General features: G+C 64.5%; 23 protein-coding genes. 15 read left to right on the top strand and 8 right to left on the bottom strand.

The window, feature by feature from the left end; all coding sequences use genetic code 11:
- Positions 1–76 precede the first annotated feature (76 nt).
- From DRF71_RS09245 to DRF71_RS09235, 3 genes are all read left to right on the top strand, one after another.
- Positions 77–1108: a Gfo/Idh/MocA family protein gene (locus DRF71_RS09245; protein WP_112310293.1), complete on the top strand. Its 1032-nt coding sequence runs from the start codon at positions 77–79 to the stop codon at positions 1106–1108.
- Positions 1108–2838, top strand: a complete 1731-nt coding sequence (locus tag DRF71_RS09240; RefSeq protein WP_232831412.1) for a hypothetical protein — start codon at positions 1108–1110, stop codon at positions 2836–2838. The genes DRF71_RS09245 and DRF71_RS09240 overlap by 1 nt, the downstream gene beginning before the upstream one ends.
- A 66-nt stretch (positions 2839–2904) precedes the next feature.
- The gene (locus DRF71_RS09235) at positions 2905–3645 is read left to right on the top strand and encodes a UTRA domain-containing protein (RefSeq protein ID WP_112310291.1); all 741 of its coding nucleotides are present in this window, start codon (positions 2905–2907) and stop codon (positions 3643–3645) included.
- Here the strand turns inward: DRF71_RS09235 and DRF71_RS09230 are convergent.
- The 6 genes from DRF71_RS09230 to DRF71_RS09205 all read right to left on the bottom strand — a co-directional run bounded on the left by DRF71_RS09230 (position 3642) and on the right by DRF71_RS09205 (position 10856).
- On the bottom strand, positions 3642–4160 hold the full coding sequence (locus DRF71_RS09230) for a HutD/Ves family protein (RefSeq protein ID WP_198672127.1): 519 nt from the start codon (positions 4158–4160) through the stop codon (positions 3642–3644). The two genes, DRF71_RS09235 and DRF71_RS09230, sit on opposite strands and share 4 nt — an antisense overlap.
- A complete protein-coding gene (hutU, locus tag DRF71_RS09225; protein WP_112310290.1) occupies positions 4157–5851 on the bottom strand; it encodes a urocanate hydratase in 1695 nt (564 codons plus the stop codon). The genes DRF71_RS09230 and hutU overlap by 4 nt, the downstream gene beginning before the upstream one ends.
- Before the next feature lie 9 nt (positions 5852–5860).
- Positions 5861–6661: an N-formylglutamate deformylase gene (hutG, locus tag DRF71_RS09220; protein ID WP_112310289.1), complete on the bottom strand. Its 801-nt coding sequence runs from the start codon at positions 6659–6661 to the stop codon at positions 5861–5863.
- Positions 6661–8205, bottom strand: coding sequence for a histidine ammonia-lyase (gene hutH / locus DRF71_RS09215; RefSeq protein WP_112310288.1), 1545 nt, complete (start codon positions 8203–8205; stop codon positions 6661–6663). The genes hutG and hutH overlap by 1 nt, the downstream gene beginning before the upstream one ends.
- Positions 8202–9401, bottom strand: a complete 1200-nt coding sequence (hutI, locus tag DRF71_RS09210; RefSeq protein ID WP_198672126.1) for an imidazolonepropionase — start codon at positions 9399–9401, stop codon at positions 8202–8204. The genes hutH and hutI overlap by 4 nt, the downstream gene beginning before the upstream one ends.
- Positions 9402–10355: 954 nt before the next feature.
- On the bottom strand, positions 10356–10856 hold the full coding sequence (locus tag DRF71_RS09205) for a TadE/TadG family type IV pilus assembly protein (RefSeq protein WP_157971007.1): 501 nt from the start codon (positions 10854–10856) through the stop codon (positions 10356–10358).
- Between the two features lie 217 nt (positions 10857–11073).
- Between DRF71_RS09205 and DRF71_RS09200 the strand changes: the two genes are divergently transcribed.
- Together DRF71_RS09200 and DRF71_RS09195 are read left to right on the top strand one after the other, a co-directional pair.
- Positions 11074–11334 carry an outer membrane protein assembly factor BamD gene (locus tag DRF71_RS09200; RefSeq protein ID WP_157971006.1) on the top strand — a complete coding sequence of 87 codons (261 nt, stop codon included), beginning with the start codon at positions 11074–11076 and terminating at the stop codon, positions 11332–11334.
- Positions 11335–11482: 148 nt separating this feature from the next.
- Positions 11483–11734: a hypothetical protein gene (locus DRF71_RS09195; RefSeq protein ID WP_112310284.1), complete on the top strand. Its 252-nt coding sequence runs from the start codon at positions 11483–11485 to the stop codon at positions 11732–11734.
- A 36-nt stretch (positions 11735–11770) separates the two neighbouring features.
- On the opposite strand, the gene DRF71_RS09190 is transcribed toward DRF71_RS09195, so the two are convergent.
- Complete coding sequence (locus tag DRF71_RS09190) at positions 11771–12901, bottom strand: aminotransferase class I/II-fold pyridoxal phosphate-dependent enzyme (RefSeq protein ID WP_112310283.1); 1131 nt, start codon at positions 12899–12901, stop codon at positions 11771–11773.
- A 150-nt stretch (positions 12902–13051) separates the two neighbouring features.
- Between DRF71_RS09190 and DRF71_RS09185 the strand changes: the two genes are divergently transcribed.
- The 9 genes from DRF71_RS09185 to DRF71_RS09145 all read left to right on the top strand — a co-directional run bounded on the left by DRF71_RS09185 (position 13052) and on the right by DRF71_RS09145 (position 22888).
- The gene (locus DRF71_RS09185) at positions 13052–13822 is read left to right on the top strand and encodes a glucose 1-dehydrogenase (RefSeq protein WP_112310282.1); all 771 of its coding nucleotides are present in this window, start codon (positions 13052–13054) and stop codon (positions 13820–13822) included.
- Between the two features lie 120 nt (positions 13823–13942).
- A complete protein-coding gene (locus DRF71_RS09180) occupies positions 13943–15061 on the top strand; it encodes an ABC transporter ATP-binding protein (protein ID WP_112311235.1) in 1119 nt (372 codons plus the stop codon).
- Between the two features lie 37 nt (positions 15062–15098).
- Entirely contained in the window at positions 15099–16208 is a 1110-nt protein-coding gene (locus DRF71_RS09175; RefSeq protein ID WP_112310281.1) for an ABC transporter substrate-binding protein, read from the top strand.
- 147 nt (positions 16209–16355) lie between these two features.
- On the top strand, positions 16356–17303 hold the full coding sequence (locus DRF71_RS09170) for an ABC transporter permease (RefSeq protein ID WP_112310280.1): 948 nt from the start codon (positions 16356–16358) through the stop codon (positions 17301–17303).
- Positions 17300–18097 (top strand): ABC transporter permease, encoded by a 798-nt coding sequence (locus tag DRF71_RS09165; protein ID WP_112310279.1) that lies wholly within the window; start codon positions 17300–17302, stop codon positions 18095–18097. The genes DRF71_RS09170 and DRF71_RS09165 overlap by 4 nt, the downstream gene beginning before the upstream one ends.
- An 18-nt stretch (positions 18098–18115) precedes the next feature.
- Positions 18116–19441, top strand: a complete 1326-nt coding sequence (gene hisD / locus DRF71_RS09160) for a histidinol dehydrogenase (protein WP_112310278.1) — start codon at positions 18116–18118, stop codon at positions 19439–19441.
- Positions 19442–19444: 3 nt separating this feature from the next.
- Entirely contained in the window at positions 19445–20443 is a 999-nt protein-coding gene (locus DRF71_RS09155) for a zinc-dependent alcohol dehydrogenase (protein ID WP_112310277.1), read from the top strand.
- Positions 20440–21723, top strand: coding sequence for a hypothetical protein (locus DRF71_RS09150; protein ID WP_112310276.1), 1284 nt, complete (start codon positions 20440–20442; stop codon positions 21721–21723). Before DRF71_RS09155 ends, DRF71_RS09150 begins: the two co-directional genes overlap by 4 nt.
- 1 nt (position 21724) lies before the next feature.
- Complete coding sequence (locus DRF71_RS09145) at positions 21725–22888, top strand: alpha-hydroxy acid oxidase (RefSeq protein WP_112310275.1); 1164 nt, start codon at positions 21725–21727, stop codon at positions 22886–22888.
- Here the strand turns inward: DRF71_RS09145 and DRF71_RS09140 are convergent, their stop codons facing one another.
- The gene (locus DRF71_RS09140) at positions 22889–23191 is read right to left on the bottom strand and encodes a hypothetical protein (protein ID WP_112310274.1); all 303 of its coding nucleotides are present in this window, start codon (positions 23189–23191) and stop codon (positions 22889–22891) included.
- Between the two features lie 529 nt (positions 23192–23720).
- Between DRF71_RS09140 and DRF71_RS09135 the strand changes: the two genes are divergently transcribed.
- Positions 23721–24360 (top strand): BapA prefix-like domain-containing protein (locus DRF71_RS09135; RefSeq protein WP_198672125.1); only part of this gene is annotated, 640 nt, incomplete at its 3' end.

Below are 24360 nucleotides of genomic sequence, written 5' to 3'. Positions count from 1 at the left end.
GGCAGGGCGCTGCTTGCCGCGTGACAAAGGGTTATTACCTCATTATACCAGTTATACCGGAGGAGGAGGCCCCTGAATGACCCAGACCGTGAAAATCGCGCTGATCGGCGCCGGTTTCTTTGCCCGCAATCAGCTTTTCGCCTGGGCGGGGATCGAGGGGGCCGAGGTGGTGGCGATTTGCGACCGCGATCCGGCCCGGCTGGCGGCAGCGGGTGAGGAATTCGGCATCGCGCGCCGCTATACAGACGCGGCCCGGCTTTTTGCCGATGGCGGTTTCGACGTGGCCGATATCGCGACCACGGTGGCCTCGCACCGGATGCTGGTCGGGATGGCGGCTGCGGCGGATGTACATGTGATCTGCCAGAAGCCCTTTGCACAGACGCTGGCCGATGCGAAAGCCATGGTCGCGGCGGTGCAGGCGACCGGCAAAACCCTGATGATCCACGAGAATTTCCGCTGGCAATCTGCCGTGCGCCAGGTGATCGACGCGCTGCGCTCCGGCGCGATCGGCGCGCCGTTTTTCGGCCGCGTCTCCTTCCGCTCGGGCTATGACGTGTTCTCGGGCCAGCCCTACCTGGCCGAGGGCGAGCGCTTTATCATTGAAGATCTCGGCATCCATATTCTCGACATCGCCCGCGCCTTGTTCGGCGATGTGACCCGCATCGCCGCCACCACGCGGCGGGTGAACCCGAAGATAAAAGGCGAAGACGTCGCCACGATGCAGCTTTTGCACAAATCCGGCGTGACCTCGGTGGTGGATTGCTCTTATGCGACGAAACGCAGCCCCGAGACCTTCCCCGAAAGCCTGATCGAGATTGACGGCACCGAAGGCAGCCTGCGTCTGGATGCCGGTTACCGCCTGACGATCCAGCGGAATGGCGGTTCGGAAAGCCGCGATGTCAGCCCGCCGCTGCTGCCCTGGGCCGAACGTCCCTGGCACAATATCCAGGAGAGCGTGCAGATCATCCAGCAGCATTTCGTGGATTGCCTGCGGGATGGTCGCCAGCCCGAGACCTCGGGCGCCGACAATCTCCAGACCTTTGCTTTGGTCGAGGCCGCCTATCTCTCGGCCGCTGAAGGGCGCTCGGTCGATCCGGGATCGCTGTGATGGACGCGCTCGCGCTTTATGGCACCGCTGAGGCCCCGGGCACGGGCGAGATCATCCGCCACGGCGATATCAGCTTTGGCTTTCAGGACGGCGCCATCCGTCATATCCGGCTGGGCGAGACCGAGATCATCCGCCAGATCGCCTTTCTGGTGCGTGACCGTGACTGGGGCACTGTCCGCCCGGAAATCGGCCCGATCCGCCGCGCGGTCAGCGGTGATGAGCTGCGGCTGAATTTCGCCATGACCTTCCGCTCGAACGGGGCGGAGCAGCGTGTCCAGCTCTCCTGCATCATCAGCCCGCGCGCACTGACCTTCGCCGCAGAATCGCGCATTTCAGGCGTATTCGAGACGAATCGTACCGGCTTTACCGTGCTGCATCCGATCAATGGCGTTGCCGGAGCCCCCGCCCGGGTGACCCATAGCAACGGTGAGGTGGAGCACAGCCGCTTTCCCGATCTGATCGAACCCTGGCAGCCTTTCATGGATATCACCCGGCTTGAGCATGAGGCGAATGGGCTGACGGTTTCCTGCACCTTCCAGGGCGATACATTCGAGATGGAGGATCAGCGGCAATGGGGCGATGCCTCTTACAAGACCTATAACCGCCCGCTGGCTCTGCCCTGGCCCTATCTGTTGACTGAAGGAGATGCGGTGCATCAATCGGTCACCGTAACCTGGGCGGGGCAGGGCACCCACATACCGCCCGAAGCCCCGGCGATCCCGGCGGGCACGGTCTTTCCTGATCTTGCACTGGCTCTGACCCCGGAAGAAGCGCGCCAGCCGGGCGCCCCCGCCGCTTTGGCCGGTGTCGCGCCGCAGCGCATCCTTGCCCATATCGACGCGACCCTGACCGAGCCGGTCTCAAGTCAGCTGGCCGCCTTTGCCGCTTTGCAGGTCTCTTATCCGGCGGCGCTTTACGATCTTGAGCTGATCTGCCGGTTCCGGGGGGAACCCGGCCCGGAGCTTCTGTCCCATGCGCGCGATCTGCGGGCCTCGGGGCTGCGGGTCGCCTCGGTCTTTGTCTGCCCCTCGGTCGACCGGCAATCGACGCCGCCCGGCTCTGCCTGGCCCGATTGCCCGGCCCTGGATGAGATCCACGCTGCCGCCGCCCGCGCCTTTCCGGGAGTGAAACGCGGCGGCGGCATGGCCAGCTTCTTCCCCGAGCTGAACCGAAAACGCCCGCCCGCCGGGCTCGATTTCATCAGCCACGGCTTTTGCCCGATCATCCATGCCGCCGATGACCTCGCGGTGATGGAGACGCTGGAGGCGGTGCCGCATATCGCGCGCTCGGCCCGGGCGATCATCGGGGCAGGCAATCCGGGGGCGGAATACCGGATCGGGCCGATGACCATCGCGATGCGGCAGAACCCTTACGGCTCGCGTACCATCCCGAATCCAGGGGGTGGCCGTGTGGCGATGGCCGATGACGACCCGCGCCACCGCGCGGCTTTCGGCGCGGCCTGGACGCTGGGCATGGCCACGGCGCTGGCACCCTTCGCGCCGGCGGTCTGGACACCGGCGGCGTTGTTCGGGCCAAGGGGCCTGGGCGACTGGCCGGTCACTGCGCTTCTGCGCGAACTGGCGGCCCTGGCCGGGCAGCCGGTGCATCGCGCCGAAATCCAGGCTGGCATCGCAGAGCTGCATCTGGGCGACCGGCTGTTCCGGGCCAGTCTGACAGCACAGGAAGCCGGCGATCTGCCGCCTTTTGGCTGGACCGTCACGCCCGTATAAGCCGCACCATGGACCTGCGCCCCGTCTCTGCCTAAGAAGGGGAATGCGCCAACCGGATGATCCCTGATGAAGCCAGAGAAAGCACGCAGCCTGCATGAGACGCTGCTGGGCAAGTTCCACGGTTTTATCGTCAGCCAGGAATGGCCGCCGGGCTTTCAGCTGCCGTTCGAGACCGATCTGGCCGAGGCGCATGGCGTTTCCCGGATGACGATGAACAAGGTGCTGACTCAGCTGACGCGTGAGGGCTATCTGATCCGCCGCCGCAAGCTGGGCACCTTTGTCGCGCAGCCCCGCGCGCAATCGGCGGTGATGGAGATCACCGATATCGAGGCCGAGGTGCGGGCGCTTGGCCTGGTCTGGCGCTGGCAGCTGATGACACGAGCCCTGCGCGCGCCGCTGCCGGCCGAAATCCGTGAGGCGCGGATCCAGGACGCGTCGGTGCCGGTTCTGGCGCTGCGGGGACTGCATTTCGCGGGCGATCTGCCCTTTTGCCTTGAGGAGCGGGTGATCAATCCGGCCGCCGCTCCGGCCGCGCTGGAGCAGGATTTCACCCATGAAGCGCCCGGCCACTGGTTGCGGCTTGAGATCCCCTGGAGCTCGGCCGAGAACCGGATCAGGGCGGTGAATGCCGGCGAGGCGCTGGCCCGCGACCTGCAATTGCCGCTGGGCGAGGCCTGTCTGGAGCTGACCCGGCGCACCGAGATTTCCGGCCAATGGGTGACCCTGGTGCGGCAAAGCTATCCGGGGGAGCGCCACCAGCTGATGGCGCAGTTCGAGCCGCGCGGCGACGAGGCGCGGCCCGGTTAAACGAAGCGGACGCCGATGGCCGGGATGTCGGCCAGCGGCGCGACCAGATCCCGCCGCGCCCGGAAATCCACCAGGTCGAGCCGCTGCAGCCCACCCCCTTCCGCCAGCAGCAGCGCCAGATCGAAATCATGTGCGCCCGGCAGCGGGCCCTTGCTGACCCTTGCCTGCAAAGGGCGTCGGCACATGACGTTGAAATCAAGAAGCGCCGGACCCCTGAGCCGCGCCGTCACCGGCACCTCGCCCGGAAAGGCAAAGGGCGGGCTGTTCTCATCAAGCAGCCGCTCGCCCTCGGGCGTCTCCAGCAGCATCGGCCCACCCTCGATCACGGTCAGCACCCGGTCGATGCCGGGAAAGGCAGAGAACGGCCCGTCGGTCGCGACCCATGCGGTGGAGACCCGCCAGGAAAATGTCTCCGACCCGGCTGAAACCGGCGAAACCAGGATCTCCGCCGTTTCGCCGCCGCCATTCTTCCAGGGCCGGAAGACCCGGTCACTGGCGGGGTAGATGCCCGTCACCTGAGAATTCCGGGCAGACGCAGCTTATGCAGGCGGGCGCAATCCTTCGCCAGTTCATAGCCCGCATCGGCATGGCGCATCACGCCCGAGGCCGGGTCGTTCCACAAGACACGCTCCAGCCGTTTCGCGGCCTCGGGCGTGCCATCCGCCACGATCACCACCCCGGCATGCTGCGAAAACCCCATGCCCACACCGCCGCCGTGATGGATCGACACCCAGGTCGCGCCCGAGGCGGTGTTGGTCAGCGCATTCAGCAGCGGCCAGTCGGAAACCGCATCCGAGCCGTCCATCATCCCCTCGGTCTCGCGATTGGGGCTCGCGACCGAGCCGCTGTCGAGATGATCGCGGCCGATGACGACAGGGGCTTTCAGCTCTCCGCTCGCCACCATCTCGTTGAACATCAGCCCGGCGCGGTGGCGGTCGCCCAGCCCGATCCAGCAGATGCGGGCGGGCAGGCCCTGGAACGCGATCCGCTCGGCCGCCATATCCAGCCAGCGATGCAGGTGTTTGTTTTCCGGGAACAGTTTCTTCATCGCCGCATCGGTTTTCGCGATGTCTTCCGGATCGCCCGACAAAGCCGCCCAGCGGAAGGGGCCGATGCCCTGGCAGAACAAGGGCCGGATGCAGGCGGGGACGAAACCGGGGAAGGCGAAGGCGCGGTCAAACCCCTCTTCCTTTGCCATCTGGCGGATATTATTGCCGTAATCCACGGTCGGCACGCCGGCGTCATGGAAACCGACCATCGCCTCGACATGGGTGCGCATCGAGGCGCGGGCGGCACGATCGACTGCGCCCGGGTCGCTCTCTTGCTTTGCCCGCCATTCGCCCACCGTCCATCCGGCGGGGCAGTAACCATGCAGCGGATCATGGGCCGAGGTTTGGTCGGTGACAATATCCGGGCCGCCATTCGGCAACGCCTCACCCGCCAGCTGGCGGCGCAGGAGTTCGGGGAAGACCTCGGCGGCATTGCCCAGAAGCCCCACCGATTTCGCCTCGCCTTTGGCCGTCCATTCCGCGATCAGCGCCAGCGCCTCGTCGAGAGTTTTCGCCTTGGCATCGAGGTATTTCGTGCGGATGCGGAAGTCGATCCGGGTCTCGTCAACCTCGACCGCCAGGCACGATGCCCCGGCAAACACCGCCGCCAGCGGCTGCGCGCCGCCCATGCCGCCAAGCCCGCCGGTCAGCACCCATTTGCCGGTCAGATCGCCGTTGTAATGCTGGCGGCCCATCTCGGCAAAGGTTTCGTAAGTGCCCTGAACGATGCCCTGCGCGCCGATATAGATCCAGGAGCCGGCCGTCATCTGGCCATACATTATCAGGCCCTTTTTATCGAGCGCGTTGAAATGCTCCCATGTCGCCCAGCGGGGAACGAGGTTCGAATTGGCGATCAGTACGCGGGGCGCATCCGGATGCGTTTTCACGATGGAAACGGGCTTGCCCGACTGCACCAGCAGCGTCTCGTCTGCCTCAAGATCCTGCAGCGCCTCGACGATCAGGTCGAAATCCTCCCAGCTGCGCGCTGCCCGCCCGATGCCGCCATAGACCACCAGCTCATGCGGGTTTTCGGCCACATCCGGGTGCAGGTTGTTCATCAGCATCCGCATCGCGGCCTCGGCCTGCCAGCTCTTGCAGCTGATCTCCGGCCCGGTCGGCGGATAGATGTCGCGGGTGTTGTGGCGGGTCATGGTCATGTGAACCTCTCAGCGATTGGCCAAAGCGGGCGCGAGTTCGGCAAGTTTCTGGAGTATTTGTCCGAGGGTGAGACGCAGATGGGCGGCTTTTTCCTGATCCATGATGAAGATCGGGGCTTCTGTCTGCAGATAGCTGATCTGGGAGAGTTCCATCTGGATCGCATGGACTCCGGTTTCGGGCCGCCCGTAATGGCGCGTGGTCCAGCCGCCGCGGAACCGCCCGTTCAGGACCCAGGAATGGCCAGAGGCCCGGGCGATATCGACCACCGCAGTTTCAAGTTCAGGCGCAGAGGTCACGCCGCCATCGGTGCCGATGTTCAGATCCGGCAGCACGCCCTCGAAAAGCCAGGGGATCTGCGAGCGGATCGAATGGCAGTCATAAACGATCGCCACGCCGTGCAGCGCCCTGATACGGGCGATCTCGGCAGCGAGTGCGGCGTGATAGGGCTGGTGCACCGCTTCCAGCCAATGGGCCGTATCGGCGGCGGTCGGGCCGGCACCCTCGTGCCAGATCGGAACATTGTCGAAGGTGTTCTCGGGGATCAGGCCGGTGGTCGTCTGGCCGGGATAGAGACTGTTCCCGCCCGGATCGCGGTTCAGGTCGATCACATAGCGCGAGTTATTGGCGGTGATTGTGGTCAGGCCGGGGATCAGCCCGGCATAGAGATGCTGGATATGCCAGTCGGTGTCGCGCGATAGTTTTCCTTCGTCATTCAGCCTTTCGCGGATCTCATGCGGCACCGAAAACCCGGCATGGGGGAAGGCGAGGATGATCGGGCTGTCGCCCTGGCGCAGCGTGAACGGATCCATCAGCCGACCTCCGGCAGGAGGCCTGCGCCCGCAAGTTCCAGCGCGCCCGAGGCGATCAGCTCGCCCGCCGCTTCCATGTCGGAGCCCATGAAACGGTCGGTGTCGAGCACCGGGATGCGGGTGCGGATCGCCTCAATCGCGGCCTCAAGCCGGGGCGAGGATTTCAGCGGGCCGCGCAGATGCACGCCCTGCGCGGCGATCATCGCCTCGGTGCCGATGATCCAGAACAGATTCTGCGTCATGGCAAGGAGGCGCCGCGCGCCGTGGCAGGCCATCGAGACATGATCCTCCTGATTGGCGGAGGTGGGTGTGGAATCGACGCTTGCCGGATGCGCCATCTGTTTGTTTTCGCTCATCAAAGCGGCGGTTGTCACTTCGGCGATCATCATGCCGGAATTAAGACCGGGTTTTGGCGTGAGGAAACCGGGCAGCCCGTAAGACAGCGCCGGGTCCACCAGCAATGCCACCCGGCGCTGCGCGATTGCCCCAATTTCGGCGACGCAAAGCGCGATCATATCGGCGGCGAAGGCGACGGGCTCGGCATGGAAATTGCCGCCCGAGACCACCTGGCCATCCGAGAGGATCAACGGGTTGTCGGTGGCGGCATTGGCCTCGATCTCCAGCGTATGCGCAGCCTGGCGCAAGACATCCAGCGCGGCGCCGGCGACCTGGGGATGGCAGCGGATACAATAGGGGTCCTGGACGCGCTCATCCCCCTCGACATGGCTCATACGGATCTGACTGTCTGCCAGCAATTCACGCAGCGCCCGCGCCACGTCGATCTGACCCCGATGACCGCGCAATGTATGGATCTCTTCGGTGAACGGCGCGGTCGAGCCCATGGCGGCATCTGTCGACAATGCGCCGGTGATGATCGCGGCCCTGAGCGCGCGCTCCGCCCGGAACAGGCCAGCCAGCGCCAGCGCCGTCGAGACCTGGGTGCCGTTGATCAGCGCCAGCCCTTCTTTCGCAGCCAGGGTGACGGGTTTCAGCCCGGCGCGGGTCAGCGCATCAAAGCCCGAAAGGCGCTGGCCCTCGTAGAACGCCTCGCCCTCGCCGATCATCACAGCGGCCATATGGGCCAGTGGTGCCAGATCGCCCGAGGCCCCGACCGAACCCTTTTCCGGGATCAGCGGGATCACATTTTCCGCCAGCATAGAGCCTAAAAGTGCCACAACCTCGGGCCGTGTTCCCGAGGCACCACGCCCCAGTGACATCAGTTTCAGCGTCATGATCAGCCGCACGACCGGCTCGGACAGCGGCGCACCGACGCCGCAGCAATGCGACAGGATCAGGTTCCTTTGCAGCGTCGCAACATCGCGCGCCTCGATGCGGATCGAGGCCAGTTTGCCAAAACCGGTATTGACGCCGTAGACCGCCTCATTGCCGGCGGCCACCTCGGCGATCCGCGCCGCAGCCCGTTCGATGCCCGGATTGGCGGTGGGGTCGAGGCGGGGGGTGATCCCCTCCCACCAGATGCGGCGCAACAGGGAGAGCGGTACTTTGCCCGGAAAGAGGCTCTGGGGGATAAGCGTCTCGGTCATTGCGGGTCTCCCTGGAAAATACGGGCGTGAAGCGGGTTGAAGCCGATCCGCGCCACCAGCTGCGCCGGGCGGGTGACATCCCAAAGCGCGAGATCGGCCGAAAGGCCCGGTGCCAGGCGACCGGTCTCGGCGCCAAGGCCAAGCGCCTTTGCGGCATTGGCGGTCACGGCAAGCAGGCATTCGGCGACGGTCAGCCGGAACAGCGTCGCGCCCATGTTCATGGTCAGCAGAAGCGAGGTCAGCGGCGAGGTGCCGGGGTTGCAATCGGTGGAAAGCGCCATTGGCACGCCATGGTCGCGGAAGGCCTGGACCGGCGGCATCACCGTCTCGCGCAGCATATAGAAGGCGCCGGGCAGCAGCGTCGCGACCATGCCCGAGGCGGCCATCAGCGCGGCATCTTCCGCGGTCGCATGTTCCAGATGGTCGGCGGAAAGCGCGCCGAACCGGGCGGCCAGCGCGGTTCCTCCCTGATGGCTGAGCTGTTCGGAATGGATTTTCACCGGCAGGCCAAGCGCCCTGGCGCAGTCGAAAAGCGGCTCCAGCTCGGCCGGGCTGAAGGCGATGTTTTCGCAAAAAGCATCGACGGCATCGACCAGACCCTCGGCATGCGCGGCCTTCAGCCCGGCGATCGCCACCTCGGCGATATAGGCCTCGGGGCGACCGGCATAGTCCGGCGGCAGCGCATGGGCGGCAAGCCAGGTCGTCTTTACCCGCACCGGCCGGAGCTGGCCGAGGCGGCGCGCGGCGCGCAGCATGGCCAACTCGGCTGTGACCGAAAGCCCGTAGCCGGATTTGATCTCGACGGTCGAAACGCCCTCGGCCAGCAGATGATCAAGGCGCGGCAGGCTGGCGGTGACCAGTTCGTCAGCCGTCATTGCGCGGGTGGCGGTCATCGAGGCTTTGATCCCGCCCCCCCGGTGCGCGATTTCTTCATAGGGCACGCCGTCAAGTCGCATCTCGAATTCATTCGCGCGGTCGCCGCCAAACACCAGATGCGTGTGGCAGTCGATCAGCGCCGGAGTCATCAGCCGCCCGTCGCAATCAATGACCCGCCGCCCTGCGCGCGGCAGCGCCGGCCCAAGCGCAGTGATGCGGGTGCCGGTCACCTCGATCTCCAGCGCGCCGGGTTCAGGATCGCGCCCGACTGCGCCGTCGCAGGGCACGATTCGAGCGTTGGTGTAGAGCGTGGCGTTCATCCGGGCCTCCCAATCCATGTGACGGGGCCTTTGCCAGGCTTTTCCCTGCGTTGGATCCTTAATAGGTATATACATATTTGGGTAAAGTGGGAAGTGATTTTTCGACAAGCACCAGACGATTGTGGGCCGCGACTGCCTGGCCGCGCTGAAGGGCGCAGTTGCCGGACCGCCGGCCGTGTCGCCCAACTGGCAGCGTTGGGAAAACGAGGGTGGAAACAGTGGCAACTGACCCTGCGCAAAGGCCGGTACGGCTTTCTCAGATAGAGAGCGTATCTGCGACAGAATGTGATCACGCATGGTTGGCCGTACTCGTAAAGCTCAGAGTTCCGCATTCTGGCTCGCCGATCTGCATCCGATGGTGTCAGGAGATCGTTCCGACGGATAACTTCGGTCTGTCCGGTGGGGGGCCATTTCTCAATGGAATAGACCGTGCGGACCGTCTGGCGCGTCGTGCAGCCTGGTCATGGCAGCGCAAGACCGCCCCGGCCCGGTGGAGCCGGATGCGTTGAGGGTTAATGGACAATGTCGCGGGCTGATCGCGCATCAGGGCAGAATGCGCGCCAATCCCCTCCGGTTGCCGATATGCAAGCTCGTTCCGCCCTCGTATTTAGCAGAGCTGGCGCCTCCCTTTTCACCATCCGAATAAAGCAGACAAAATGCCGCCTGGTTGGGAATGCCGAGGTTTGGCAGAGGCGCGTTGACAGACAGAGGTGGTGGCATGCACCCCGGTCTTGATATCCGCAAGCGACTCCTCAATGACGACACGCGCGGCAGCCTTGTATGGACCATATTCGGCAGGCTCAGGGATCTGAGGTGCAATACGACCTGCGTCCTCAGCGTTCCCTTCGTCTTTCGCGCAATCTGCGCTCTCACTGCCAGCCCTGGTTCTGGCTTTGCGAAGAATGCGGGAAGAACCCATGATGTTCCCACCCCATGCCGCTGCGACAGGCGGGGTCAGGGGATGAAAAGCGATTGTCGGCTGATGGTCCCGATGCTCAGCCCCAGCGTTTGGCCGACCGACTGAACGAAGCTTCCCGCGAAATCGTAGCTGGCGGTGATGACGATGATCTTGTCAGGCCCTTGCGGCGGGCTGCAGGAGATCAGGTTGAAATTGTCGGGATGCAGCAGCAGGCTTGCATTGACCAGGATCGGAATTGCCTCGCGCTGCAAAGTGGCGCAAAGCTGGTCAGCCTCCGGTCGGCCGATATAGCGATAGGAATAGCGGGCGAGGTCATGCACAACCTGCTGCAGGTCGCTGGCCGCCGAAATATACATGCTGATAAAGACGATCAGGAAAACCAGCGCCAGAACCAGTGGGAAGACGATGACGAACTCGGCCGTCACCGCGCCCCTGGGGCAGGAAAGAAATCGCTGCACCCTTCCGCGCGGTTCGGTCAGAGGCAGCAGCACCGTCGTAAGAACGGCCAGGATAAATCGTGAAAGGAAATGCGGCATTGGAGTCACTTTCCTGCATTTCGGACAGCCTCCACTCTGCGCAGCCACAGCTTTACAGAATCTCAACGCCGACCGCCCCATGGCGCAGTCAACCGGTCTGCGCCCCGGAAAACGTGTCAACTTTTGCGAAAGGTGTTTACCTTACTTTCCTCTTTGTCGGCTGCGACTCACCGGAATGGGCGCGGCAACGGGTGAAACTCGGATATAGGGGGGTTTCATGTCCAGATCGCATTCCCTGCGTGCGCTGCCCGGCGTGACCCTGCTGGTGGCCGGTTGCGCGCTTTTGACCGGAAACGGCGGCTCCGGCTCGCCCGAGACCGAGCAGGTGGCTCAGGCAGCCTGGTCGGTCGGCGAATATGACGAGGCCGCCCGGTTGTTTGAGCGCGCGGCAGAGCAGAGATTCGCAGCGAAATGGGAAAAATCATTCTTTATCAAGGTGATGCAGAGACCGCGCTGGGCGAATTCGACGCGGCGCTGAAGCTGGAGCGCCGCAATCTGGCGGCGCTTACCGGCAAGGCGGTGTCGCTTGACTACTCTCGCGCCATGTCGAGGCGCAGGAGGTCTATCGCCAGGCGCTCCCAGTCTACCCGACCAATTTCGCGCTGCTCAGCAATAATGCGCTCTCTATGGTGATTTCAGGCGACAGCACCGCTGGTACTTCCGTGCTTGAGGAATTGCTGCGCGATGTCCGGCATGGCGAGACCGTGCGCGCCAATCTGGCGATTGCCTATGTCTTTGCAGACCGCAAAAAAGATGCCCTTGCGATGCTGCAAGGCACGATGACCGGGGCGGAGGCCGAGAAAGAGATCAGGGCCCTGACCGCAATCCGTAAGGATTTTCTGGACGGAAAACCCGTCGGGCATCTGATTTTCCAGTGACCCCGCTCCGCCGGTCCGGACCCCGGAGAAAGGGACTCAGGCCAGTACCCGCGCCAGCGCGGCCAGAAACTGATCGCCATCCGGCGAAGACCCCGTAGAGACCCGCAGCCAGGTCCCGAAGCCGGGCTGCTTCCAGGGTTTCACGATGACGCCATGATCAAGCAGCGCCTCTGCCACCGGCCCCGCCGGCCGACCGCAATCGACAAACAGAAAATTCCCGCGCGAGGGCAGGACCCGCAGCCCGAGAGAGTTCAGCGCATCTGCCAACCGCTCCCGCTCCCGGGTGGCGAGGGCAACCGCCTGGACCACCGCCTCCGGATGCACCAGCGCCACCCGTGCCGCGACCTGGGCCAGGATATTCGTGTTGAACGGGGTGCGAGCGAGGTCAAAACCGCGTTTCAGTCCGGCATTATTGGTCATCGCATAGCCGATCCGCAGCCCGGCGAGGCCCCAGGCTTTGGAAAACGTCCGCAGAATCACCAGCGGGCCGGGATGGGAGGCCAGCAGGGGCTCGGCACTGGCATAATCCGGGCCTTCATCCTGCCCGCCTGAGGTGACCGAAGCATATTCGTGATAGGCCTCATCAAGGCAGGTGATCGCCGTCGGATGCACCGCAGCCAGCACCTGACGCAGTGCGGCCGCGTCCAGCCAGACCCCGGCGGGGTTCATCGGATTGGCGAAAAGCACCAGCCGGACTGGTCGCGCCACCGCTGCCAGCAGGGCCGGAAGGTCGATCTGGCCAGCCGCTGTCAACCCGATTCGCGTGAGCTTTGCCCCCATCGTCAGGGCATAATCCTCATGCAGCGGGAAGGAGGGGAACAGCGTCACCACCTCATCCCCGGGCCGCAGCACTGCCCGGGCCAACACCGCCAGCAGATCCTCCGACCCGTTGCCGAGAGCGAAAAGCTGCGGATCCAGCCCGTGATGCGCCGCCAGCCCGGCAATCAGATCGCGCCCGGCAGGATCGGGATAGACCCCCACCCCGGCAGCCGCCTCGCGAATGGCGGCGATCACTTCGGGTGCTGGCCCGGCCGGGTTCTCGTTCGAGCCGAGCTTTGCCACCCGCGTCACACCCGGACGGGCGGCGACTTCGGCCAGCGTCAGCCCGGCATTATAGGGGCTGAGCGCGGCGAGTTCGGGGCGCAGGAGCGGGGCGGGTCCGGTCATTGGGGCCTCTCGGCTGATCTGGAGGGGGCTTAGGCAGTTGACAGCCAGGCCGAAGCTATGTCTCTTGTATATACATGTAAAGAGTGCCGTCTGCCGTTCTCTCTTCCGGTCTGCATCGCTAATCTGCCCGGGAATGAAAGGAAGCCTGCCATGCCAACCGGTCTCTCTGCCACTCGGCTTTTCTCGCTTGCGGGGCGGCGTGCCCTGGTGACCGGCGCCAGCCGCGGCCTTGGCCAGGCCATGGCGGTTGGCCTTGCCAAAGCGGGCGCTGACCTGGTGATCACCGCCCGAGAAAGGCGCTCTCTCGACCGCACCGTGCAGCTGATCCGGGAGGCGGGCGGAAGCGCGACCCCTCTGGCACTGGATCAGCGTGACATTGCGGCGATCGGGCCGGCCCTGGCGGGCACGGGCGTGATCGACATCCTGGTCAACAATGCCGGGGTTGAGGAAGTCAGCCCTTCTGTCCAGGTGACAGAGGCGCTTTGGGACAAGATCGTCGACACCAACCTGAAAGGCACCTTTTTCACCACCCAGGCGGTGGCGCAGGGCATGCTTGAGCGCGGGCGCGGCGCGGTGATCAATCTTTGCTCGCTGACCTCTTATGTGGGGGTGCCGACGGCCACGCCTTACGGATCGTCCAAATCCGGGCTTCTGGGGATGACGCGGGCGCTTTCGGCGGAATGGGCGGGGCAGGGGGTGCGGGTCAATGCCATTGCGCCGGGCTATTTCCGCACCGAGATGACAGAGGTGTTCTACGAAAACGAGGCCTGGGCCGACACGATGCTGGAAAAAATCCCGCAGCGCCGTTTTGGCGAGGGCAATGATCTGGTCGGCGCGGTGATTTTCCTCGCCTCGGACGCTTCGGCCTATATCACCGGGCAATGTATCGGTATTGACGGCGGGTATCTGGCCTCGATCTGAGCCATTTGCCTGAAATTCGGGCAATCTGCCGAAATTTCGTGGCCGGGTATCGTCTCAGGTATATACATTATGCCCGGCACGGGAAAGAAAGACAGCGGAACCAGGGTGAGGACGACCGGAATGTCAGGCGGAAGCAGCGCAGAAAGCACAGCTGGAAATCCGGTCGCGGTCGTGGCGCAGGGCGTCGATATGGATTTCGGCACCGGCGCCATGGCGGTGAAGAATGCCGCTTTCAGCCTGGAGCGCGGGCGGTTCCTGACCATTCTTGGCCCCTCGGGATCGGGTAAGACCACGCTGCTGCGGATGATCGCGGGTTTTCAGACGCCGACACGCGGCACGATCCTGATCGGCGGCAGACCGGCGGATGCGGTGGCGCCCCATCGGCGCTCGGTCGGGATGGTGTTTCAGAAACTGGCGCTTTTCCCGCATATGACGGTTGAGGAAAACGTCGCCTTCCCGCTGAAGATGCGGCGTTTCAACCCGCGTGAGATTCCAGAGCGGGTGGCGCACTATCTTGACCTGGTGCGGCTGGCCGGGTTTTCGAAACGGCGGATCAACGCGCTTTCGGGCGGCCAGCAGCAGCGGGTCGCCATAGCGCGGGCACTGGTTTTTGAACCCGAACTTCTGCTGCTGGATGAGCCGCTGGCCGCGCTGGACCGCAAGCTGCGCGAGGAGATGCAGCTGGAATTCCGCCGTATCCAGAAAGAGTTGGGCGTCACCACCATCAATGTGACCCATGATCAGCGCGAGGCGCTGGTGGTCTCGGATGAGATCATCGTGATGGATCAGGGCGAGATCCAGCAACAGGCCTCGCCGGTTGGCATGTATCGTCGCCCGGCCAATCCGTTTGTGGCGCATTTCATCGGCGTGTCGAGTTTCCTGACCGGCAGGCGGACCGGGACGGGCCTGACGGTGAACGGCACCGAATGCGCGGGCCAGGCGGTGGATGATATCGCGCCGGGCCTTGCCGCGCAGGGGGCGATCCGGGCCGAACAGGTGCGGATCGCGGCGCCGGGGGGCGACCTTTCGGGCTGCGATACCGTGCTGGAGGGGCAGGTGAGCGACTCGATCTTTGAAGGCGAGCGGCTTTTGTATTTCGTCCGCCTGCCGGCGCTGGAGACCACGGTGCAGATTTACCATCACGACCCGGCGGAACAGGCGCCCTATGCCAGGGGTGCGACAGTTTCGGTCGGCTGGAATGCAAGAGACCTGCTGATCTTTCCCGCAAAAGACCGCTAAACAGGCGGCGAGCCACACCAACAAGGAGACCTGAGACATGTCCAATCCTGTTTACCGTCCCAATCGCCGCGCGCTGTTGCGCGGCACGGCTGCCGCAGGGGCTGCGGCGCTGATCGGAACGCTGCCGGCGCGGCGGCTGATGGCGCAGGACGCGCCTGCGAAACCGGCGGAAATCATCGTGCGGGCCTGGGGTGGGTCCTGGGTTGATGCGCTGAAGAAAGGCGTGTCGGACCCGTTCACGGCGGCGACCGGCATCCAGGTGCGCCACGATCTGACCGAAGACAATGAGATTCAGCCGAAAGTCTGGGCCGCTGTGGCGCAAGGCCGCGTGCCGCCGATCCATATCAACTGGGACACCACCACCAATGCGACGAAATCGGCGCTGCGGGGCGTGACCGAGGATCTCTCGGATCTGTCGAACCTCGCGAATACGACCGAGCTGGCGAAGCCGGTCGGTCTGGATGGCTATCCGATCGTCAACACCTACGGCTATGTCTATGTGCTGGCTTACCGGCCCGAGGCCTTCCCGGATGGCGCGCCGACCTCCTGGAAGGCGCTGCTGGATCCGAAATTCAAGGGGCGGATCGCGCTGTATAATGACGGGATCGGCTTCCACTTCCCGGCGCAGGTCGCGGGCGGCGGCAAGCTCGAGGATATTCCCGGCAATATGCAGGCGGCCTGGGATTTCATTGCCCAGGTGAAACAGCAGCAGCCGCTGTTGGGTGAAGACCCGGATTTCACCGCATGGTTCCAGAATGGCGAGATTGATCTGGCCTGCACCATCTCGACCAATGCGCGCGAGGCGAAGAAGAACGGCGTTGATCTGGCCTGGACCGTGCCGGAAGAGGGCGCGAAATTCGACACGGACGGGCTTTGGATTCCGAAAGGCCTGCCGGAGAATGAGCTCTATTGGGCGAAGGAATATATCAATTTCGCCATCTCGAAAGACGCGCAACAGGTCTGGTGTGACGGGCTGGGCCTGCCGGGCGTGGTGCCGGGCCTGACGCCGCCGGAGGATCTGGTGGGAGATCCCTCCTATCCGGATACGCCGGAAGAGATGGCGCATCTGATCCGGATCTCGACCAAAGTGCAGGTCGAGAATGAAAGCGAATGGTTCTCGAAATTCAAAGAGATCATGCAGGGCTGAGGAGGAGAGGCTGACGGCTTTCCCCCGGCCTTGCGGCCAGGGGCACCGTCAGCGCAGGCCGGGGGGCAAGCCCCCCGGACCCCCCATTCCGCGCCTGCCCGCCGGGGGTGTTTCCGGCGGGCAGGGTGAATTTTCCGGACGGAAGCCATGCCGAACCCATCCCCCGATTTCCGATACCCGTTGCGCTGGCGCCTGATGGACGGCGTCGAGCGTCTGGCTGATACGCTCTGGCCACGGTCGATGTCGCGCCATACCGGCTGGCTGTTCATCACGCCGGCGATCCTGCTCGTCGGGCTTTTGGTGCTGGGGCTGATCCAGATCGGGGACGCCTCGCTGAGGGTGCTGGACACCGCGACCTTTCTGCCCTCGGAAGACTGGTCGCTGACAAATTACCGCAAGGCGCTGGCGTCATCCACCTATCTGACCGTGGCCTGGCGCTCGCTTTCCGGGGCGGTGCTGGTGACCGTTCTGACACTGATCCTGGCCTTTCCCTATGCTTATGCGCTGGTGCGGGTGCGCAAGGCATGGATCCGCAAGGCGCTGCTGATCACACTGTTTTTGCCGTTTTTCATTGGCCAGGTGGTGCGCGCCTATGGCTGGCTGATCATCCTGGGCAATTCCGGCATGGTGAATGAGGCGCTGTCGCTGGTCGGCGTGGCGCCGATGCGGCTTTTGTTCAATTACGGCGCGGTGGTCTTCGGGCTGGTGCAATATATGCTGCCCTTTGCGGTGCTGCTTCTGGTGCCGGCGCTGACCGCGATCCCGGAAGAGACCGAGACCGCCGCCGGCTCGCTGGGGGCAAGCTGGCCGAGGATCCTGTGGCATGTGCTTTTGCCGATGGCGAAGCCCGGGCTGATCGGGGCGGGGCTGGTGGTCTTCACCCTGACGCTGACCGATTTCGCGGTGCCGGCGATGCTGGGCGGCGGCAGTCAGGATTACATCGCCAATGCGATCTATGACCAGTTTTTCCGCACCGCAGATCAGGGCCTGGGCTCGGCGCTCGCGTTGATGCTGGTGGCGGCGGGATCGGTGCTGGTGGGGCTGGTCTTCATGGTGTTCGGCGCCGGCACACTGGCAATGGGAGGCCGAAAATGATCTCCCGCAGTCAGAAAATCGTGGTCTGGAGTCTTGTCTGGTTCTCGATCATCACCCTGTCGCTGCCGACGCTGGTGGTGCTGGGGGCCAGCCTGACGGCGGGGAATATGGTGGCCTTTCCGCCCCAGGGCCTGTCGTTGCAATGGTATGAAAAGATTGCGCTGGCACGGGATCTGCAACAGGCCTTTCTGCGCTCGCTGATCGTAGCGACGATAGCCACCATCGTGGCGATCCCGGTTGGCACCCTGGCCGGGCTGGCGCTGTCGAGGTTCCAGCTCCGGTTTACGACAGCGATCCAGGTCTGGCTGATGCTGCCGTTCACCATCCCGCTGATCGGGTCGGGGATCGGGCTGATGCTGGTCTTTGGCGAATGGCATGTGCTGGGAAGCCTCTGGCCGGTCGGCGTTGCCTGCGCGGTGATCAACCTTCCTTTCATCATCTGGTCGGTCTCGTCTTCTGCGGTGGCGCTGGACCCGGATCTGGAACTCGCGGCGCAAAATTGCGGGGCGGGGCGGGTGCAGACCTTCCTTCATGTGACGCTGCCGGCGGTGATGCCGGGTGTGATCACGGGGAGCCTGCTCATGTTCATCCTCGCGATGAACGAGTTTCTGGTGAGCCTTCTCCTGACCGATGCCCGCATCGTCACCCTGCCGGTGCTGATCTACAATTCGATCCGCTCGATCATCACGCCGGATCTCGCGGCGGTGTCGGTGGTGTTCATCGTGATCGCTCTGGCGGCGATCTGGCTGCTCGACAAGCTGGTCGGGCTGGAAATCTTCCTGAAATCGAAATGATTGTGAGAGGTGGCTGAAATGGCCGTGGTCAATGTCAAAATTCTCGCCGAACTGACTGCGGCGGAGCGTGAGGCGCTGCTGGCGCGGTCGGAAGCCGATCTGTCGGGGTTTCTGGAAAAGGTGCCGGCGATCATCGAGGCAGTCAGGACGCGCGGCGATGCGGCGCTGGTCGAGTTCGGGGTGAATTTCGACAAGGCCGAGGGGCTGACCGCCGAGCGTCTCAAGGTGACCGAGGCCGAGTTTGACGAGGCCTTTACCCTGGTCGAGCCCGAGGTGATCCGCGCCATCGAACTGGGGATTTCGAATATCCGGTCGTTCCATGAGGAACAGCTGCCCGAGCCGATGACCCTGAAGGAAATCCGCCCGGGTGCCTTTGCCGGGGATCGCTTCATCCCGATCTCATCGGTTGCGCTCTATGTGCCGCGCGGAAAGGGGTCGTTCCCGTCTGTCACCATGATGACCGGCGTGCCGGCAGTGGTGGCGGGCGTGCCGAATATCGCGATCTTCACGCCGCCGATCCCTGGCGGCAAGGTCGATGCGGCGACGCTGGTGGCGGCGCGTCTGGCGGGGGTGAAGACGGTCTATAAAGCGGGCGGCGCCCAGGCGGTGGCTGCGGCGGCCTATGGCACGGAAACCGTGCGCCCCTGTCACAAGATCGTCGGGCCGGGCAGCCCCTGGGTGGTGGCAGCCAAGCGGCTATTGTCCGGTGTGATCGACCCCGGACTGCCCGCTGGCCCATCCGAGTCGATCATCTTCGCCGATGAGACGGTGCATGGCGGCCTCGCCGCGCTGGATCTGCTGATCGAGGCCGAGCACGGCCCTGACAGCTCGGCCTGGCTGGTGACCAACTCCCGCCGCGTGGCAGATGAGGCGCTGGCCGCTTTGCCCGGGCATTGGTCCAGGATGGGCGAACAGCGGGTCGGCTTCTCGAAAGCTGTGCTTTGCGGCAGCCATGGCGGCATTCTGGTGACCGAAACGCTCGGTGATGCCTATGCTTTCATCAACGATTACGCGCCGGAACATCTGCAACTCCTGTCGGAAAAACCCTTCGAGCATCTGGGCGAGATCACCGCCGCTGCCGAGATCCTGATGGGTCCGCATACGCCGGTCTCCATCGGCAATTTCTGCCTTGGCCCCAATGCGGTGCTGCCGACCTCGCGCGGCGCGCGGACTTACGGACCGCTTTCGGTGACCGATTTCATCCGCCGCTCTTCGGTCGGTTACGTCACCGCCAAGGCCTTTCCAGAGCTGGCCGAGGCCGCCGGTACGCTGGCGCGCTATGAGGGGTTCGACAACCATGCCAATGCGGTTTCCGACATCCGCAAACAATATCTGAAGGGCTGAGAGATGCGCGCCGTTCGCCTCTATGGCGTAAAGGATCTGCGGGTCGAGGAGGTGGCTTTGCCGCTGCCTCCCGGCCCTGCAGAGGTGATGCTGCAGGTGACCGCAGCCGGCATCTGCGGCTCGGATCTGCACAATTACGCGACCGGCGCCTGGATTTCCCGCGCGCCTTCGGTGGCGGGGCATGAGTTCACCGGCGTGATCACGGCGGTCGGCACTGACGTGTCGCATGTCGCGCCCGGCGACATGGTGGCGGTAGACAGCCGTGTGACCTGTGATGCTTGCGAGAATTGCCGCGAGGGGCTGAGCCAGATCTGCGAAAGCCTCGGCTTTCTGGGCGAGGTGATGGATGGCGGCTTTGCCGAATATGTCACTATTCCAGCCAAAAACGTGGTTAAGGCTCCGGCCGACATTGCACCGCGCCATCTTGCCATGGCCGAACCCCTGGCGGTGGCACTGCATGCCGCGGCCCTGTTGAACGCGGCCCCGGGCGCGCCGGTTGTGGTGACCGGCGCGGGGGCAATCGGTGCGCTTTCGGCGCTGGTGCTGGCGCATTTCGGCCATCCCGTCAGCATCATCGACCGGAACCAGACCCGGGCCGCCCGCACGGCGCAGGCGGTGGGCGGGGCGATTGGCGATCTTGAGGCGCTCGGGCCAAGACCGCCCCGCTATGCGATTGACGCCACTGGCAGCCCCGAGGTGATCGACCGGCTGATCCACGCCCTGCGCGGTGGCGGAGCGATTGCGATGGTGGGGATCGGCTCCCGCCCGCTGAGCCTGAATCCGACCTTGCTGGTCGAGCGGGAAATCCGGCTTTCCGGCTGTCATGCCTTTGGCGGTGAACTTGCCCGGGCCGTGGCGCTGATCCCGGCACTGGCGCCGGCGCTGGATCAGCTGATCGACGCCGAGATCGCGCTTGATGCGGTGCCGGCAGCCTATGGCCGTCATCTCGCTGGTGAGGTGATGGGCGCGAAGACGATCATTCTGCCGGGGGCACAGATATGAGCCTTTCCCGCACCGCCGAAATCCGGGCCGTTGCCGCGCGTGATCCGGCCCGGGCCGAAACCATGCTGGCCGCCTTTCTGGGCGAGACATTCGGCATCACCGCGACCGGCCTTCGGATCAATCACGACCAGTATTCGCTGAACTCTCTGAACGGGTTTTTCAGTTGCGAAAAGGGCGCGTGTTTCTTCAAATTCCATCAGGAGGAGGGCGAGGAGGAGATGCGCGGCGAATATTACCGCGCCGATATCCTCGCACGCGCCGGTCTGCCGGTGGATCAGCCGATCCTTTCCTCGACACTGCCGGGCGAGCAGATCCTCGTCTATCGCCGCCGCGAGGATCCGCGCTTTTCCGATGTGTTGCGGGCGCTGGATCTGGCGCCGGATGCCGCTGCCTCGACCCGCGCGCTTGGCGCCGAACGTGAGCTGAACAGCCGCCTGTTGACGGTGGCAAAGGCCAGCCTGCACCAGATCACACCGGAGGATTCTGCGGCCGAGCCGATTCATCGCCTGTTTTCAGAACGCCTGATCGACCCGTCGACCGGCCATTATCCCGGCGGAAGGCTGGCCTCTTTCTATACCGATAAGGCCTTTGCCCTGCCCGGCGTGACCGCCTCCTGGGACGAGCTTTCCGAGGCGCGGCCGGTGATCAACGGGCTGGACTATAGCAGCACAATCGCCGGTCTGTTCAGGGCAGCCCATCACCGGCTTGCCCCTGAACACCTCGCTGATGCCGGCGGGATCGTGGCGCATGGCGATGCCCATAACGCCAATATCTGGTATGAACGCGGCGAGGCCGCCGACCATCTCGCCTTTTTCGACCCGGCCTTTGCCGGGGAAAACGTGCCCTCGCTGCTGGCCGAGGTCAAATCGACCTTCCACAATATCCTCGCGCATCCGCTCTGGCTTTATGACAGCGATATGGTGCCGGGGCGCTGGCAGGTTTCGGCGCGGCTCGCGGATGGCTGCCTGTATATAGACAGCGACTGGGGCCCGGGGCGCCTGCGCGAGGATCTGCTGATGGCGAAAGCGGAAAGCTTCTGGAAGCCCTGGCTCGCCCATCTGGCCGCGCAGGGCCTGCTGCCCGCCGATTGGGAGCGGGTGATCCGGCTGGCGCTGTTCCTTTGCCCGACTTTGGTGATGAATCTGCGGGCAGGCGCCGGGCGGCATAGTCCGGAAAGCTCGGCCATCGGGCTGGCACAGGCGATACTCTGTGGCGCGGCGCCGGTTTCGGGCGAAGACCGCATGACGCGGTTCTTCGACCTCATCCGCCCGGAGCCGTAACATGTCGCGTGATCGCCGCTATCAGAATGTCGAGGATTTCCGCCTGTCTGCCCGCCGGCGTCTGCCGAAAATCTTCGCCGATTATATCGAGGGCGGCGCCTTTTCGGAAACCACGCTGGCGCGCAACCGCGATGGCTTTGACCGCTATGCGCTTTCGCAGCGGGTGCTGCGGGATCTTGCGCCGCAGCCGGATCTGAGCACGACCTATCTCGGCCGGCGCTGGTCGCTGCCGTTCTTTCCCGGGCCGGTGGGGTTTTTGGGTCTCTACCGTCGCGATGGCGATCTGCTGGTCGGGCTGTCGGCAAAGGCGGCGGGGGTTCCCTTCGGGCTTTCGACATTCTCGATCAGGGGGATTGCCAGCCTCGCGCCGCGCCTCGGAGAGCATCTGGCCTTCCAGCTTTATCTCGACCGCGATCCGACGGTGAATGAAACCTATCTGGCGGCCTGTCGTGCGGCGGGGATCGGGACGATCTTCCTGACCGTCGACACCGCCATCACCTCGGTGCGTGAGCGCGACAACCGGAACGGCTTTCGCGCCGTGAAACACATCACGCCGGGGCTGGCCTGGCAATTCGCACGGCGGCCGCGCTGGTCGCTGGATTTGCTCAGGAACGGGTTCCCGGGGGTGGAGCTGGTTGCGGGGCGGCCGGAATTCGGACGCGGCGCGCTGGCCCAGGCCTCGGCTTTGTCCTCGCGGCTCGACAAGCATCTGACCTGGGAGAAGGTGAAGGCGCTGCGCGACCTCTGGCCGGGGCGGCTGGTGATCAAAGGGCTTTCCGACGCGAAGGATGGCGAGATCGCGCGGCAAAGCGGCGTTGACGGCGTGGTGCTGTCGAACCATGGCGGTCGGCAGCTGGATCATGGGCGGGCGACCATCGCCAGCATTGCCGCGATGCGCGAAGCCCTTGGCCCGGGGCGCGAACTGCTTGTCGACAGCGGCTTCCGGCGCGGCACGGATGTGGTGAAGGCGCTGGCGCTTGGCGCCGATGCGGTGATGCTGGGGCGGCCCTTTGCCTGGGCGGTGGCAGCCGAGGGCGCCTGGGGCACCGACCGGCTGTTCGCGCTGCTCGCCGCCGAGATCGGCATCACATTGCAGCTGATGGGGCTGAATTCCGTCGATCAGCTGAAGGCCGGGCCGGCGGCAGACTATATTATCGGGGCCTGATCAGCCGGCGCCACGCCGCGCCTCTTCACGGCTGATCTCGACCGCCTTCTGACGCAGCCATTCATTCGCCGCAGCCTCGCCATCGCGCGACCGACGCGTCCAGAATTCCGGCTCCAGCGCGTGCAGCCTGGCCTCGACCCGCGCCTTGCCAGCCGCATCCAGCGTGGGCTCGGCCGGGGCCGGGGCTGCCGGAGCGGTTGTTGCTGCGGGCGTCACGCCCGGGCTTTCCACACAGCCGGCAGCAGCCATAAGGACAGCGGCGAACAGGCTGACGGCTGCGGTTCTGGACGGGGTCAGGGTCATCGTCGGGCCATCTCGTTTTACAACACATCCGACCGCACCGCCGGAGGCCGGAGCCAGCCGGAGCGGCCCTTATCCGGGCACGGCCTGTCACAAGACTGTCACGAAGCGCCGCCTGTCGCAATGCGACCGTATACGGCTGCGCGCGCAACCGCCTTACAGAGCTGTCAATAAAAAATTTCCGGCACCGTGATTTTCCTCGCCCCCGTGTCAGAGCCTCTGCGATCCGGACCCGAAAGAGGGAAATGCCAACAGCGGCTGGTATCCAATGCGGCTTTGCACACCACAAATGGCGGGCAAAGCCAGATTTCGTGTTCTGCCATGGGTTGAAAGACCTGATCTGAGGGTTGCCGAAATGCCCCACTTTGGGGCGAAATCCTGGAAAAATTGTGGCGAACCCTGTGAGCTGCGCCCGATACCTACTGGAAATGAAAGTGAAACCCGGTTATTCAGGTCGGCAATAGACGCCGCAAGTGCGTCAATAAAAACATGTCGGGTCAACGAGCCCGGCGGTATGAGGCGGAGTAGTAAAATGGCTAAGGCGATTCAATTCGTCGTCCGCGATTCTGCGGGCGGTATCTCGCGCGGTTCTGTCGTGGGAGAAGAAGGTAACAATTTCATCCAGATGGGTTCGGGCGATTCGGTTTCGCTCAATCTTTCCCGCCAGAGCATCGCCGGCTATGCACGTCAGGGCGATGATCTCGTTCTGACGCTGATCGACGGTCGGACGGTTTTGCTTGATGGTTATTTCACCGCGGGCGAGGCCAATCAGCTCTATCTCTCGCAAAATGGCGAAGTGATCGCGGTTCAGCTTTCTAACTCCGCCGAGGGTGGGCTTTACGCCAATTACGGTGCGGTTGAGGGCTGGGACAAATACTCCAATCTCGATGCGCTGCGTTTTGCCCAGGGCGATGATGTCGCCCTTGCCGGTGGCGCGGTGGATGAGCCCGCCGGCATGGCGATGTTCGCTCCGGGCCTTGTGGGCCTGGGTGGTCTTGGCGCAGGGCTCGCGGGCCTTGGTGTGGTCGGTGCCGTTGTTGGCGGCGGCGGCGGCGGCGATGATCCCTCGACCGGCCCCACTGGTCCCGTTGATCCGACCGGCCCCACTGGCCCCGTCGATCCGACCGGCCCGACCGGCCCTGTTGATCCGACCGGCCCGACCGGCCCTGTTG

Origin of the sequence: Pseudogemmobacter bohemicus, from assembly GCF_003290025.1 — a bacterium.
Lineage (GTDB): Bacteria > Pseudomonadota > Alphaproteobacteria > Rhodobacterales > Rhodobacteraceae > Pseudogemmobacter > Pseudogemmobacter bohemicus.
The sequence above is the reverse complement of the archived record's forward strand: the minus strand, read 5'-3'. Positions and strand labels throughout refer to the sequence as shown.

Coding starts and splice junctions, on each gene's coding strand:
- DRF71_RS09245 (WP_112310293.1), top strand. CDS start 77: ATGACCCAGACCGTGAAAATCGCGCTGATCGGCGCCGGTTTCTTTGCC.
- DRF71_RS09240 (WP_232831412.1), top strand. CDS start 1,108: ATGGACGCGCTCGCGCTTTATGGCACCGCTGAGGCCCCGGGCACGGGC.
- DRF71_RS09235 (WP_112310291.1), top strand. CDS start 2,905: ATGAAGCCAGAGAAAGCACGCAGCCTGCATGAGACGCTGCTGGGCAAG.
- hutU (WP_112310290.1), bottom strand. CDS start 5,851: ATGACCATGACCCGCCACAACACCCGCGACATCTATCCGCCGACCGGG.
- hutG (WP_112310289.1), bottom strand. CDS start 6,661: ATGGATCCGTTCACGCTGCGCCAGGGCGACAGCCCGATCATCCTCGCC.
- hutH (WP_112310288.1), bottom strand. CDS start 8,205: ATGACCGAGACGCTTATCCCCCAGAGCCTCTTTCCGGGCAAAGTACCG.
- hutI (WP_198672126.1), bottom strand. CDS start 9,401: ATGAACGCCACGCTCTACACCAACGCTCGAATCGTGCCCTGCGACGGC.
- DRF71_RS09205 (WP_157971007.1), bottom strand. CDS start 10,856: ATGCCGCATTTCCTTTCACGATTTATCCTGGCCGTTCTTACGACGGTG.
- DRF71_RS09200 (WP_157971006.1), top strand. CDS start 11,074: ATGTCCAGATCGCATTCCCTGCGTGCGCTGCCCGGCGTGACCCTGCTG.
- DRF71_RS09195 (WP_112310284.1), top strand. CDS start 11,483: ATGGTGATTTCAGGCGACAGCACCGCTGGTACTTCCGTGCTTGAGGAA.
- DRF71_RS09190 (WP_112310283.1), bottom strand. CDS start 12,901: ATGACCGGACCCGCCCCGCTCCTGCGCCCCGAACTCGCCGCGCTCAGC.
- DRF71_RS09185 (WP_112310282.1), top strand. CDS start 13,052: ATGCCAACCGGTCTCTCTGCCACTCGGCTTTTCTCGCTTGCGGGGCGG.
- DRF71_RS09180 (WP_112311235.1), top strand. CDS start 13,943: ATGTCAGGCGGAAGCAGCGCAGAAAGCACAGCTGGAAATCCGGTCGCG.
- DRF71_RS09175 (WP_112310281.1), top strand. CDS start 15,099: ATGTCCAATCCTGTTTACCGTCCCAATCGCCGCGCGCTGTTGCGCGGC.
- DRF71_RS09170 (WP_112310280.1), top strand. CDS start 16,356: ATGCCGAACCCATCCCCCGATTTCCGATACCCGTTGCGCTGGCGCCTG.
- DRF71_RS09165 (WP_112310279.1), top strand. CDS start 17,300: ATGATCTCCCGCAGTCAGAAAATCGTGGTCTGGAGTCTTGTCTGGTTC.
- hisD (WP_112310278.1), top strand. CDS start 18,116: ATGGCCGTGGTCAATGTCAAAATTCTCGCCGAACTGACTGCGGCGGAG.
- DRF71_RS09155 (WP_112310277.1), top strand. CDS start 19,445: ATGCGCGCCGTTCGCCTCTATGGCGTAAAGGATCTGCGGGTCGAGGAG.
- DRF71_RS09150 (WP_112310276.1), top strand. CDS start 20,440: ATGAGCCTTTCCCGCACCGCCGAAATCCGGGCCGTTGCCGCGCGTGAT.
- DRF71_RS09145 (WP_112310275.1), top strand. CDS start 21,725: ATGTCGCGTGATCGCCGCTATCAGAATGTCGAGGATTTCCGCCTGTCT.
- DRF71_RS09140 (WP_112310274.1), bottom strand. CDS start 23,191: ATGACCCTGACCCCGTCCAGAACCGCAGCCGTCAGCCTGTTCGCCGCT.